The 13,124-nt window shown below is 66.8% G+C and carries 11 protein-coding genes and 1 pseudogene; 9 read left to right on the top strand and 3 right to left on the bottom strand.

Annotated features, from left to right (window positions below):
* Positions 1–77 precede the first annotated feature (77 nt).
* From WEA80_02630 to WEA80_02620, 3 genes are all read left to right on the top strand, one after another.
* On the top strand, positions 78–836 hold the full coding sequence (locus tag WEA80_02630) for an RNA methyltransferase (protein ID MEX1185460.1): 759 nt from the start codon (positions 78–80) through the stop codon (positions 834–836).
* Positions 833–1,690: a prepilin peptidase gene (locus WEA80_02625; protein ID MEX1185459.1), complete on the top strand. Its 858-nt coding sequence runs from the start codon at positions 833–835 to the stop codon at positions 1,688–1,690. The genes WEA80_02630 and WEA80_02625 overlap by 4 nt, the downstream gene beginning before the upstream one ends.
* A gap of 81 nt (positions 1,691–1,771) precedes the next feature.
* Positions 1,772–2,995 carry a hypothetical protein gene (locus WEA80_02620; protein MEX1185458.1) on the top strand — a complete coding sequence of 408 codons (1,224 nt, stop codon included), beginning with the start codon at positions 1,772–1,774 and terminating at the stop codon, positions 2,993–2,995.
* A 126-nt stretch (positions 2,996–3,121) separates the two neighbouring features.
* Here the strand turns inward: WEA80_02620 and WEA80_02615 are convergent, their stop codons facing one another.
* Both WEA80_02615 and lon read right to left on the bottom strand, forming a co-directional pair.
* Complete coding sequence (locus WEA80_02615) at positions 3,122–4,069, bottom strand: DUF445 family protein (protein MEX1185457.1); 948 nt, start codon at positions 4,067–4,069, stop codon at positions 3,122–3,124.
* 167 nt (positions 4,070–4,236) lie between these two features.
* Positions 4,237–6,702, bottom strand: a complete 2,466-nt coding sequence (gene lon, locus WEA80_02610; GenBank protein MEX1185456.1) for an endopeptidase La — start codon at positions 6,700–6,702, stop codon at positions 4,237–4,239.
* Between the two features lie 145 nt (positions 6,703–6,847).
* Here lon and ffh point away from each other — a divergent pair, with 145 nt between their 5' ends.
* From ffh to trmD, 4 genes and pseudogenes are all read left to right on the top strand, one after another.
* Positions 6,848–8,176, top strand: coding sequence for a signal recognition particle protein (gene ffh / locus WEA80_02605; GenBank protein MEX1185455.1), 1,329 nt, complete (start codon positions 6,848–6,850; stop codon positions 8,174–8,176).
* Positions 8,177–8,272: 96 nt separating this feature from the next.
* Positions 8,273–8,512, top strand: a pseudogene (rpsP, locus tag WEA80_02600) (30S ribosomal protein S16).
* Positions 8,513–8,619: 107 nt separating this feature from the next.
* On the top strand, positions 8,620–9,147 hold the full coding sequence (gene rimM, locus WEA80_02595) for a ribosome maturation factor RimM (protein MEX1185454.1): 528 nt from the start codon (positions 8,620–8,622) through the stop codon (positions 9,145–9,147).
* Positions 9,147–9,800: a tRNA (guanosine(37)-N1)-methyltransferase TrmD gene (gene trmD / locus WEA80_02590; protein ID MEX1185453.1), complete on the top strand. Its 654-nt coding sequence runs from the start codon at positions 9,147–9,149 to the stop codon at positions 9,798–9,800. The genes rimM and trmD overlap by 1 nt, the downstream gene beginning before the upstream one ends.
* Before the next feature lie 170 nt (positions 9,801–9,970).
* Here the strand turns inward: trmD and WEA80_02585 are convergent, their stop codons facing one another.
* The gene (locus WEA80_02585) at positions 9,971–11,323 is read right to left on the bottom strand and encodes a M20/M25/M40 family metallo-hydrolase (GenBank protein ID MEX1185452.1); all 1,353 of its coding nucleotides are present in this window, start codon (positions 11,321–11,323) and stop codon (positions 9,971–9,973) included.
* On the opposite strand from WEA80_02585, the gene WEA80_02580 reads away from it, so the two are divergent.
* Together WEA80_02580 and WEA80_02575 are read left to right on the top strand one after the other, a co-directional pair.
* The gene (locus WEA80_02580) at positions 11,322–11,708 is read left to right on the top strand and encodes a S4 domain-containing protein (protein ID MEX1185451.1); all 387 of its coding nucleotides are present in this window, start codon (positions 11,322–11,324) and stop codon (positions 11,706–11,708) included. The two genes, WEA80_02585 and WEA80_02580, sit on opposite strands and share 2 nt — an antisense overlap.
* 58 nt (positions 11,709–11,766) lie before the next feature.
* Positions 11,767–12,999: a hypothetical protein gene (locus WEA80_02575; protein ID MEX1185450.1), complete on the top strand. Its 1,233-nt coding sequence runs from the start codon at positions 11,767–11,769 to the stop codon at positions 12,997–12,999.
* The last annotated feature ends 125 nt before the right edge of the window (positions 13,000–13,124 follow it).

Here is a 13,124-nt window from a genome sequence, read left to right as displayed (position 1 = left end):
CTGCCCTATCAAAGGCAAATCCTATTCCCAATGGCTCCGGTTCCGACGGCCGCCATCGCGCCGGTAGCGGCCCGGCGATGAGCCTCCTCACCCTGGCGCGCGATCTCAAGCGCCGAAAAGGGCGCGAGCGGCGGTCGCTCTTCCTCGCCGAAGGCGTCCGCGCCGTCGAGGAGCTGATCCGGTCGGAGCTTTCGGTGCGAGGTGTTCTTGTTACCCCGCAGTTCCTGGAAAGCGCCCGCGGTTCCGCCCTGGCGGCGCTGATCGCGGATCGCCGCATTACCCTGGAGCGGGTCGACGAGCGTGACCTGGCCTCCGCCGCCGACACCGATACACCGCAAGGCATTCTGGCTGTCGCTGAAACACCTGAATATCGACTGTCCTCGATCCCGGTCACCGGCATCGCGCGAATCGTGGTTCTGGACGGGATTCAGGATCCGGGGAACGCGGGCACGATCGTGCGCACGGCGGCCGCGCTCGGGGCGAGCGGCATAGTCGCCCTCCCGGGAACCGTGGACCTGTGGAATCCGAAGGTCGTCCGAGGCGCGATGGGCGCGCACTTCCGGTATCCGCTCGTGCATGCGGCATCGGAGGAGCTATTCGATTTTCTGGGCGCCGCGTCGATCCCGCTCTGGGGTGCGGCCGCGGACGGCGAGAGCATCGGCAGTCGGCGGGCACCGGCCGCGGTGGCGGTCGCGCTGGGCAACGAAGGGGCGGGGCTGACGCCCGCGGTGCGGGAGCGGTGCGACCTGCTGGTGTCGATTCCGCTAGAGCCGGCGGTGGAATCGCTGAACGTGGCGGTGGCCGCGGGGATAATTCTGCACGAGCTTAGGGGATGACCGAGACACTGATCCGCGTATTCGCCTTCGCGTTCGGCGCCGTCTGGGGGTCCTTCCTCAACGTGTGTATCTCGCGCTGGCCGGCGGGGCAGTCGGTGGTGACGCCGCGGTCGCGCTGCCCCAACTGCGAGCGGCCCATCAAGTGGTACGAGAACATTCCGGTCCTGAGCTGGCTCGCGCTGCGGGCTCGCTGCCGAGGGTGCGGGCAGCCGATCTCGATCATGTACCCGCTGGTCGAGCTGGCGGTGGCCTTCGCCTGGCTCGCCTCCGTCGCGCACTTCGGGCCGACGCTCACCGCGCTTCGTGTCGCCGTATTCGTCACGCTGCTGATCGGCATCGCGATGACGGACGCGCTGCACTACACGATCCCCGACGGCTTCACGGTGTTCGGGCTGCTGTGGATGATGACCTTCTCCGTGGTGGGAGTGATGGCGGGGGAGGCGGGACCGTTCGCGCTGCCGTACGAGGCCCTCATCGGCGCGTGCGCGGGCGCCGGCGCCATCTCGATCGCTGGCTGGCTGGGCGAGGTCGCGCTGCGCAAGGAAGCGATGGGCTTCGGCGACGTCACCTTGATGGCCGTGATCGGAGCGGCCGTGGGCCCGCGCCTGGCGCTGCTCACGATCTTCCTCGCGGCCGCGCTCGGCACCGTGGCGTACGTGCTGATCATCTATCCCATCCGCCTCATCCGCCTGAACCGCGACCGCCGCGGCAGCCTGGGTCCGCCCGCGGACGACGACGGGATCGTTCCGGTGATCCCTTTCGGTGTGTTCCTTGCTCCGGCAGCCGTCATTGCGCTGCTCTGGGGCCAGGCGATGATCGCGTGGTATCTCGACAGCCTGGTCAACTACGGCTAGCAGCTAGCAGCTAGCTGCAACGACAACAACACAGAGATCATGATTTTTCGCGATCGACGTATGCAGCTCGTTCTCGCTCTTGTGGCAGTCGTCGCAACGGGCTGCCGCGAGCGGAAGCAGGAGTACGAGGGACCGTATGGCCGGCAGGTCGCGGAAGCGATTCCGCTGATCGAGCGGGGCACGGGGCTCAAGTTCAAGCGTCCGCCCAAAGTCGAGGCGCGCTCCAAGGCGCAGGTGCGCGAGTTCGTGCTCGCGCAGATCACCAGGCCCGTGGCGCAGCGCGAGATGGCGGGGCAGGAGGCCGCGTACAAGCGGTTCGGCATGATCCCCGACACGCTGAATCTGCGCGAGTACCTCGTGAGCCTGCTCGAGGAGCAGATCGTGGGCTACTACGATCCGGCGACCGACGTGCTATACGTGGTCGAAGGGTCGCCCGACGACATCGTCGGACTCACGATCACGCACGAGCTGGTGCACGCGCTGCAGGACCAGTACGTGGATCTTGAAGCGCTGCAGAATCTCGAGGGCGAGAACGACCGCCAGGCTGCGGCGCAGGCGGTGTTCGAGGGACAGGCGGTGTACGAGCAGGTCGCGGCGATGCTCGGCGGCGGGAACGTCGCGGTCAATCTGCCGGGCGGCTGGGACCGCGTGCGTGACATGATCCGCGAGAACCAGGCGTCGATGCCGGTCTTCGGCCGGGCGCCGCTCGTGATACAGGAGACGCTCATCTTTCCGTACTTGAGCGGCGCGGAGTTCATCCGTGGATTCAAGACGCGCAATCCCGGCGGCACGCCCTACTCCGACATGCCCGTCTCGACCGAGCAGATCCTGCACCCGGCGGCGTACTTCGGAACGCGCGATCATCCGACCCGCATAACGCTGGGTCCGGTGCGGGGAACCAAGCGCTACGAGAACACGCTCGGCGAATTCGAGACGCGGCTGTTTCTATATCAGCACACCGAGGATCAGAACGACGCCATCCGCGGCGCGACCGGCTGGGACGGCGACCGCTACGCGCTCGTCGACACGCCGGCCGGGGAGGTGCTTGTATGGATCACCGTGTGGGATTCCGCGGTCGAGGCGGGCGAGTTCCGCGAGGTGATGCAGTCGGCGCTAGAAAGGAAGACGCTCGTCGGCGGGACGGCGGAGTCGGAGAGCGTACGGGTGTACACGAACCTCGGCCGGACCTCGCGGCTGATCACGGCTGAAGTTGGAGGGCGGCCGCTGGTGATCTACACCGACGCCCCTGCTTCCGTCACTGGTGATATCATCGACGTGACCGGCATCGGGCTCCAAGAGGACTGACGGGGGATCCAAGTTTGGAGTGTGACGGTTTGGAGTGTGACAGTTTGCAGTGACTCCATACTGATTGCTCCCGACTGCCACACTCCAAACTTGGATCCCCCGGCAAAATCCCGGGAGGCAGCCGCTTTAAAGCCCCATCGCGCGCGATATCCCGTACGTCATCGCTCCCACGACGGCGCCGAACACGTAGCCGAGCACGATGATCATCCTCAGCTCGTTCTGGATGACCGAGCGGAGCAGCTCCTCCACCCGCTCGATGCTGAACGCCATGACCTTCCGCTCGACCATCTGCTGAATGTCGAGCCGCTGCACGAGGCCCGGAAGCTGGTCGTGAATCCAGGTCCAGATCAGCGGCGCCATGGCCGACGCGATCCGGTCCGGCGCCTCCGGGTCGCTCGCGTCGGTGACGTTGCTCAGGATCTCGCTGATGGGCTTCTGCAGGTACTCGAGCACCGCGTCGTGGATCGTCTTCGAGATCTCCTCGCGGATCACGGGGTCGTCGAGCAGGACGACCAGCTGCTCGACACCCTCCGTCTCGATCGCGTCGAGCACGCGGTCCATCTTGTTCTCGCTGACCATCAGCTTGGCGAGCACCCGCTCGTGGAACTTGAGGTCGTTGACGAACTTGTCGAAGAGCGCGTGCAGCGCGGCGCGCATCTTCTCGCGCGTGGCGGGCTGTCCGAGGAACCCGCCGAGCTTCTCCATGGCGACCGGGAGATAGTCGGTCATCGCCGAGCCGAGCGCAGTGACGACCGCGGGCGGCACCTTGTCGATGAGCGGCTGCTCCGAGGTGATCACCGCGCGGACCAGCTCCGTGAGCTTGACGTCGAAGGCGGCGCGCAGCTCCGGGCGGTTCAGCTCCGACTGGAGGTCCGCCGGAGTGAGCAGGCGCTCGCCGACCATGCGGCCGATACTCCGGGCGAGCCGCGCCTGGTTCTTCGGGATCGCTCCCTGAAAGCCGAAGCGCCGCTGTTTGGGATTGAACAGCATCCACACTGCGACGGTGTTGGTGACACCGCCGGAGAGGGTTCCGACCACTACGTAGTTGAGCAGCGATGCGAGGGCGGGATCCATTGCGCGGTAAGGTATGCTCCGAGAGGACTGACAGGGAATCCAAGTTTGGAGTGTGGCAGTCAGGAGTTGGCAGTACGGAGTCACTCCGAACTCCCATCTCCATACTGCCACACTCCAAACTTGGATTCCCCGTCAGAATCCCAGGAGCCACCAGCTCCCGTGTTTAGCTAGCCGCGCGTCTCCGTGGCTTCCGGAGACAGCTCCGGCGGCGGATCGGCGGCGTGCGCGGCCGGGGTATCCGCGGGCGCCGCGTCGGCGAGCGCCGGCTCCGGCGCGGAGAGCAAGGCGATGTGCAGCACCTCGTCCATCGTCGACGCGAAGGTGAACACCATCGCCTTCTTCACCTCGTCGGGGATATCGCGCAGGTCCTTCTCGTTCGTCTTGGGCAGCATCACCTCTCGCAGTCCCGCGCGATACGCCGCGAGCACCTTCTCCTTCACCCCGCCGATCTCCATGACGCGGCCGCGCAGCGTCACCTCGCCGGTCATCGCCAGGTCGCGCCGTACCGGCCGGCCGCTGAGCACGCTCGCTATCGCCAGCGTCACCGCCGCGCCCGCGCTCGGCCCGTCCTTGGGTATCGCGCCGGCCGGGAAGTGGATGTGCAGATCCGACTCGCGGAACTGCTGCGGCTCGATCCGGAGCTGCGCCGCGCGCGAGCGAACGTACGAGTACGCGGCCTCGACGGACTCGCGCATCACGTCGCCGAGCTGCCCCGTCACCGTGAGCTTGCCGCTGCCCGGCATGCGCAGCGCCTCGATGATCATGAGGTCGCCGCCGGTCGCCGTCCACGCGAGACCGGTGACGACGCCCACCTCGGGCTCCATCTCCGCCGCCTCGACCGCGAAGCGCGGAATTCCGAGAATGTCGGAGATCCGCTCGATGTCGATGATCCACGCGCCTTCCTCGCCGTCGGCCTTGGCCCGCGCCCGCTTGCGCATGATCGCCGCGACGTTCCGCTCGAAGTTGCGCAGACCGGCCTCGCGCGAGTACCGGCTCGCGATGTAACCGAGCACCTCGTCGGTGAACTGGATGTCCTTGTCCGTGATGCCGTGGTCCTCGAGCAGCCGCGGCAGCATGTACCGCCACGCGATCTCGACCTTCTCCTCGATCGTGTAGCCCGAGATCCGGATGATCTCCATCCGGTCGCGCAGCGGCACCGGGATGTCGAACACGTTGTTCGCCGTGCAGACGAACAGCACGCGCGACAGGTCGAACGGCAGGTTGAGGTAGTGGTCGACGAAGTCCTTGTTCTGCGAGGGGTCGAGCACTTCCAGCATCGCGGCGGTCGGATCGCCCGACGGGCCGCCGCTGGTCATCTTGTCGATCTCGTCGATCATGAGCACGGGATCGTTCACCTCCACGCGCCGCAGCGCCTGGATGATCAGCCCCGGCAGCGAGCCGACGTACGTGCGCCTGTGCCCGCGGATCTCCGCTTCGTCGCGCACGCCGCCCACCGAGATCCGGTAAAATTGCCGGCCGATCGCGTCGGCGATCGCCGAGCCGAGCGAGGTCTTGCCTGTGCCGGGCGGGCCGGCGAAGCAGAGTATCGGGCCGCGCGGGTCCCCTTTGCGGAGCTTGCGCACGGCGAGGTACTCGACGATTCGCTCCTTCGCTTCGTTGAGACCGTAATGCCGCGAGTCCAGCGCTTCCTCGACCTTCTTCAGCTCGATCTCGTCGTCGCTCGAGCGCTTGTGCCACGGCAGCGACAGCACCCAGTCGAGGTACGTCCGCACGACCTGGTACTCGCTCGACGCCGGCGAGAGCTGCCGCAGCCGCTCCGTCTCGCGCTTCGCTTCCTGCGCGGCGCGCTCCGGGAGATTGGCCTCGTCGATCTTCTTGAGGATGTTGACGGCCTCCTTCTCTCCCGGATCCGTCTCGCCCAGCTCGGCCTGAATCGCGCGGAGCTGCTGGCGCAGGTAGAAGTCGCGCTGGTGCTGCTCGATCTTGATCTCGGTCTGCTTCTTCACGTCGTCCACGACGCGCGCGCGCGCGACCTCGCGCTCCAGCCGCGTGAGGAGGAAGCGCAGCCGCTGGCCGATGTCGAGCCGCTGCAGCACCTCGTCCTTGTCGGCGATACGGAAGTTCATGTTGGTCGCGGCCAGGTCGGCGAAGCGGCCAGGATCCGACACGTTCATCCGGAGGATGCCGGGCACTTCGTCGGGGATCCGCTCGACCAGCTCCGACAGCGTCTCCGACGCCGAGATGATACGGGTGACCAGCTCGTTGACTTCATCCGGGTCGGGCGCGATCTCGCGCGCGGGCTTCGCGTGCACGACGGCGAACGGCTCGGTCTGCCCGATCTTGTCGATCACGATCCGGCGGAGCCCCTGCAGCGTGATCTGCACCGTGTCGCCCGGAAGGTTGATCCGCTCGTGCACCCGCGCCGCGACGCCCACCTTGCCGACGAACTCGTGCAGGTCGCTGTCGGTGTCCTGGTCCGCCGTTGCAACGACCAGCGCCACGATCAATCCGGAATCGGGATTGGCGCGGAGCATCGCGAGATTGTCCGGCGCGCCCATCTGAACGGCGATGGTCCCGAGCGGATACACGATGGTCGAGCGCAGCGCCATCAGCGGGAGCGTGGCGGGCAGCTCGGAGGAGAGGATTTCTTCTTTGCGGTCGGGTTTGGACATAAAAAAGCTATTGGCTGTTAGCTATTGGCTATTGGCTAACCGCTCCTAAGCAACCGTCGGTCCGCCGTGGCTAATAGCTAATAGCCAATAGCCAATAGCCAATAGCGCTGTTTCGGTCTCAGCCAGCAAGTTACGTTCAATCACCATGTTCGAAACCCTCAGCGAAAAGCTCGAAGCCACCTTCGCCCGCCTGCGCGGCAAGGGCGTGCTCAGCGAGTCGGACATCAAGGAAGGGCTCCGCGAAGTGCGGCGCGTACTGCTGGAAGCGGACGTCAACTTCCAGCTCACGCGGGAGTTCCTGGAGCGCGTCGAGAAAAAGGCGGTAGGCGTCAGCTCGCTCCGCACCGTCTCCCCGGCGCAGCAGCTCGTCAAGATCGTGCACGAGGAGCTCGCCGCCATGCTCGGCGAGCGGCGCGAAGGCCTCAAGCTCAGCTCCGTCCCGCCGACGATCGTGCTGCTCGTCGGCCTGCAGGGCTCCGGTAAGACCACCACCGCGGCGAAGCTCGCGCGCAAGCTCAAGTCAGAGGGACGCGCTGTTCGGCTCGTCGCCGCCGACGTGTATCGCCCCGCCGCCATCGACCAGCTGGAGACGCTCGGCAAGCAGCTCGAGATCCCGGTGCATGCGGATCGCTCGACCAACGACGTCGTGCGGATCGTGAAGCAGGGAATCGAAGCGGCGCGGCGAGAGCGCGACCGGGTAGTCATAGTCGACACTGCCGGCCGGCTCCAGATCGACGACGCCATGATGGAGGAGCTCTCCCGGCTCAAGTCCGCCATCTCGCCCGACGAGATCCTGCTCGTCGCCGACGGAATGACCGGACAGGAGGCGGTGAAGATCGCGCAGGGGTTCGACGACCGGCTCGGCGTGACGGGCGTGATCCTCACGAAGATGGACGGCGACGCGCGCGGCGGGGCCGCGCTCTCGATCTACGGCGTCACGAAGAAGCCCATCAAGTACATCGGCGTGGGCGAGAAGTCGGACGCCCTCGAGGAGTTCCACCCGGAGCGGATGGCGGGCCGCATCCTCCAGATGGGCGACGTGGTCTCGCTGGTGGAGAAGGCGCAGGCCGCGTTCGACGAGGACGAGTCGAAGCGGATGGAGAAGAAGATCCGCAAGCAGGGGATGGACCTGAACGACTTCCTCTCCGCCATGCGCCAGATGGAGAAGCTCGGCCCGCTCGAGGGGGTGCTCAAGCTGCTGCCCGGCGTCAACACGGCGGCGCTCAAGCAGGCCAAGGGCCTCGACCCGAAGCGGATGAAGCACGTCGAGGCGATCGTGCTCTCGATGACGGCCGAGGAGCGAAAGGAGCCGGGGATCCTGAACGGCTCGCGCCGCGCCCGGATCGCGAAGGGCTCCGGCCGGCCGATCAACGAGGTCAACCGGCTGCTGACCCAGTTCCGGGAAATGCAGAAAATGATGAAGAAGGCGGCCTCGGGGGGCCGCCAGGGTATGATGCCGTTCGGAATGCGTTAACTTTACAGGTTACCTAGTACCGGGTGCGGCTCGGAGACACCGGGCACGCGATGAGCCCGGAGCTCGACCCATCACCGCCGCAGGGAGTTACGAAAAATGGTTCGCATCAGACTTCGCAGGGTCGGACGCAAGAAAGCGCCCGTGTATCGTCTCGTCGTCGCCGACTCGAAGAGTCCGCGGGACGGCAAGTTCATCGAGATCATCGGACAGTACGCTCCCAGGCAGGCAGAGGGCGGGCTCAAGATCGACGCCGATCGCGCCGGCTACTGGCTCGACAACGGCGCCCAGCCGAGCGACACCGCGCGCTCGCTGCTGCGCCGCGCCGGCATCCTCAAGGCCCGGCACGAGGCGCGGCTTGGCCGCACGCTCAGCGCCAATGCAGTGCCGATCTCCGACGCGGGCGACGAGGGGAGCGCGGGCGAAGCCGCCGGCGCGTGACGTGATTGCGCCTCGCGATCATCGGGCGGATTCGTAAGGCCCAGGGGATCAAGGGCGAGCTGCTCGTCGAACCGATCACAGACACGCCGGACGCGCTCTTCGCGTCCGGCCGTCGTGTTTTTGTGGGCGACTCGTTCGGAAACGCTCCGGAAAATCCCGAGGCGCTCACGATCACCGAAGCGAACCCCTTCAAGGAGACGCTCAGGATCGTGAAGTTCGCCGAGGTCGCAGACCGGAACGCGGCGGAGCTGTGGAGCCATCGCTACCTGTTCGCGCCGGAGAGCGAGCTCGCCCCGCCTGCCGACGACGAGGTATTCGTCGAGGAGCTGTTCGGTCTCGTCGCCGAGACGCCGGAAGGCGAGCGGCTCGGCCGCGTGGCCGACGTCGTGAAAGTCCCCCAGGGATTGCTGCTGGAGATCGCGCGCGATTCCGGCACACCCGTATTGCTGCCGTACCGCCCGGAAATGGTGCGCGAGGTGCGGGTGCACGAGGGGAAGGTGATCGTCACGCCGGTCGAGGGGCTGTTCGACTGATGCTGCGCGTGAACGTCGTGACCATTTTCCCGGAGTTCTTTACCGATCCGCTGGCGCTCAGCATCCCCGCGCGCGCGCAACAAGCCGGCGCCGTCGAGTACCGCGTCGTGGATCTGCGCGACTTCACCCATGACAAGCACCGGACCGTGGACGACGCGCCGTACGGCGGCGGGCCGGGGATGGTGATGAAGCCCGATCCGTTCTTCGAGGCCGTGGAATCGCTCGACGCGGCCGCGCCGATCGTGCTGCTGTCCGCGCGCGGGCGCCGCTTCACCCAGGCCGACGCGCGGCGCTTCAGCGAAGGGAGCGAGCTGACGCTGCTGTGCGGCCACTACAAGGACGTGGATCAGCGCGTCGCCGATTTTCTGGCGACCGAGGAGCTGTCGGTCGGCGACTTTGTGCTGAGCGGGGGCGAGGCCGCCGCGCTCCTGGTGATCGACGCGACGGTGCGGCTGCTGCCCGGCGCGATGTCGGATCCGGACAGCGCGCGTGGGGACTCGTTTCACGACAGCCGGGGGATCAGCGCGCCGAGCTACACGCGGCCGCCGTCGTACCGGGGCCACGACGTGCCGGAGGTGTTGCTATCGGGCGATCATGCGAAGATCGCGAAGTGGAGACAGGAGCAGGAGCGAGACGGCAGGCGCAGGGAGTAACGCCAGATCAAAAACAGGTTTGGGCGACAGGTCCTGGGTTTTGGTTTTGGTTAACGACCGGTTGATGGTTGGACGGTTGTAAGTCGGTCCGCAGTCACCACCCAACCGTCAACCGATCACCCGTCAGTTAACCAATACCAATGCCTGAAACCTGTCTCCCTAACCTGTTGTTAATTGAGCCCCAACCGCCTTCGGGTCCGGTTCGAATCTCTCGATAATCGGTACATCAGCAGCGCCGCCCGCGCGGTCTGCTTCGGCAGCGAAGACAGGTCCACCCATTCGTCCGGCGAGTGCGATCCGCGCCCGAACGGTCCCAGCCCGTCCAGCCCCGGCAGCAGCGGCGCGACGAACGAGATGTCGCCGGCACCGCGCCGGCTCGGATCGTTGCCCGCGACCGGCGCGTAGCCGAGCGCGCGGCTCACTGTGTCGTACACCGCGACCAGCGCGTAATTCGCCGGCGTCGGAGCCATGGCGGGATAGTACGACTCGCCGAACAGGATCTCGGCGGAAGTCCCGCGGAGATTCCGCGACACGATCTCGCGCATCACCGCGCGCGCCGAATCGAGCTGGCCCGACGTGATGAACCGCAGATCTCCGTGCACCACGGCGGTGGGCGGGACGATGTTCGTTTTCCCCGACGCGGTGCCGGTCATCATCGTCGTGTCGTAGCTCACCTTCTCGCCGCTCAGCATCACGCCCGGACTGAACGTCAGATACGGCTGGCCTTCCAGCGCGCTTCGGAAATCGTTGAGGATTCGCGCGGCTTCGTAGATGGCGCCGTATCCGGCCCGCTCCCCGAACATGCCGGAGCTGTGGTACTGCCGCGCCGTCACCGTCAGGACCCAGGCGCTCGACCCGCGGCGCGCGACGACCGCGGTCGAGTCGGAGCCGCCCTCGAAGGACAGCACGAGATCGCTGCGCCGGGCGGCGCGCACCATGTCGTCACGCGATATCGAATGCGGCTCGCCCGCGCTCTCCTCGTCGCCTGTCAGCAGCACGATGACGTGCATGTCGTCCAGCGCGCCGACGCTCGCCAGCGCCTTGAGCGCCTGCACGATGATCACGATGCCGCCCTTCATGTCCGCGGTGCCGGCGCCGCCGGCGGTCGTGTCCGCGCGCACGAACTGCTGGCCCTCGCCCTCGAACACGGTGTCGAGGTGGCCGATCAGCAGGACGCGCAATGGCGCCGCGCGTCCGCGCCTGCGCTTCGCGGGGCGCTCGGCCAGCAGGTGCCCCGCCCGGTTCACCGCCGCCTGTGAGAGCCAGCTCGTGCGGAAGCCGAGCTGCTGCAGCTCGCCGGCGAACAGCATGCCGACCGCTTCGACGCCGGCGTGGTTCATCGTGCCGCTGCCGATGTTGACGGAGCGCTCGAGCAGAGCGATCCCCGCTTCGGTGTTGGCGGTGACGTGGTCGCGGATGCGCTGCTCCGCGCGCGCCAGGGTTTGCGCCGGGGCTGCGACGGGCGCGGCGAACATGAGGGCCGCCAATGCGCCGGAGATGGAGTATCGGATAGAATTGGGCATGGAGAAAGCTACGCCCGCTTCCGTGCGGTTGGACAAGTGGCTCTGGGCGGCGAGGTTCTACAAGACGCGCTCCCTGGCCGCCCAGGCCATCGATTCGGGGAAGGTCAAGGTGAACGCCGAGCGGGTGAAGAAGTCCCGGACAATTGCCGTGGGCGAGGAGCTGTCTATCCGGAGCGGGCCGTACGAGCGGGTGGTCACGGTGCGCGCGCTGTCCGAGGTGCGCGGTGCCGCGCCGGTCGCGGCGACGCTGTACGAGGAGACCGCCGCGAGCCGCGAAGCGCGCGAGCGGATCGCGGCCATGAACAAGGCGATGGGCGACGCGCTGATAAAAGGAAGGCCGACCAAGCAGCAGCGGCGCCAGATCGACCGCTTTCGCGGGCGCTGATTGACACAGGCGTTTCTCTTGCAGTGAACTCGACGAGCCGCATAACCCGGGAGTGACGATGTTGAATGGACGATTCTTCGTTTTCGCGACAGCCCTGTCGTTTGCGACGGCCTCCGCCGCGGCCCAGGGTCAGCAGCGGCAGGTCCAGCTCCCGGAGGGCGAGGGCAGGCAGGTCGTCCAGGTGTTGTGCACTCAATGCCACTCGCTGAACAGCGTGGCCAACTCGGGCGGATATACGCGCGAGGGGTGGAAGGAGCTGATCCGCTCGATGATTTCCATGCGCGCGGAACGGGAAGACACCGTGGCTACGTACCTCGCGGCGCACTTTCCGGTGAAGGCGCGCCCGGAAGCGGTGCTCGTGCCGGGAGACGCGACCGTCGTGATCAGGGAATGGATGCTCCCGACGCTCGGCCAGCGGCCGCATGATCCCGCGCCCGGGCCCGACGGCTCCATCTGGTGGACGGGGCAATGGAACAACGTCCTCGGCCGGCTCGATCCCGCGACGGGTGCGATGCGGGAGTACACACTGAAGACGCCCGACTCCGGTCCGCACGGTCTCATCGCCGACCAGGCCGGCAACATCTGGTATACCGGACAAGGCAAGCGGCACGTCGGCAAGCTCGACCCGCTGACGGGTGAGGTGACGGAGTATCAGATGCCCGACACCGCCGCGCGCGGACCCCACACGCCGATCTTCGACCAGAAGGGCAACCTCTGGTTCACGCTGCAATCGGGAATGGTCGGGAGGATCGTGCCCTCGACGGGCGAGGTGAAGGTCGTGCGAACGCCGACCGCGAGGACGTATCCGTACGGAATCACCGTGAACTCACAGGGGATCCCCTGGTACGTCGATTTCCGCGGGAACCGGATAGGGAGCATCGATCCGGCGACGATGGCGATCCGCGAATACACGCTGCCCGACACGGGCGCGCGCCCGCGCCGGATCGCGATCACGTCGGACGACGTGGTCTGGTACACGGACCACGCGCGCGGCTACCTCGGCAGGTTCGATCCGAAGACCGGCGACGTGCGCGAATGGCCGTCGCCGGGCGGACGGCAGTCCCGCCCGTACGGCATCGCGGCCACGGGCAACGTTGTCTGGTACAGCGAATCGGGGGTGCGGCCCAACACGCTCGTGCGATTCGATCCCGCGACCGAGAAATTCCAGACTTGGACGATCCCGTCGGGCGGCGGAATCGTGCGCCACATCATGGCCACGCCGGACGGCAACCTCGTCCTGGCGTTGAGCGGCGTGAACCGCGTCGCGCTGGTAGAAGTCGGTAAAGACTGACCGCCGTTCCGGCCGGTAAGCGCTTGCGACAATGCCTGCGGGAGCCGAGGGGCAGGGTTCGCTTTTCAGGAGCGTCTTAGGCCGAAGGCCGTAGCTCCAGAAAAGCGGACCGCTGCCCCTCGGCG

The sequence above is a fragment of the Gemmatimonadaceae bacterium genome (assembly GCA_040882285.1).
Lineage (GTDB): Bacteria > Gemmatimonadota > Gemmatimonadetes > Gemmatimonadales > Gemmatimonadaceae > JACDCY01.
This window is presented reverse-complemented; position numbering and strand designations above follow the sequence as displayed.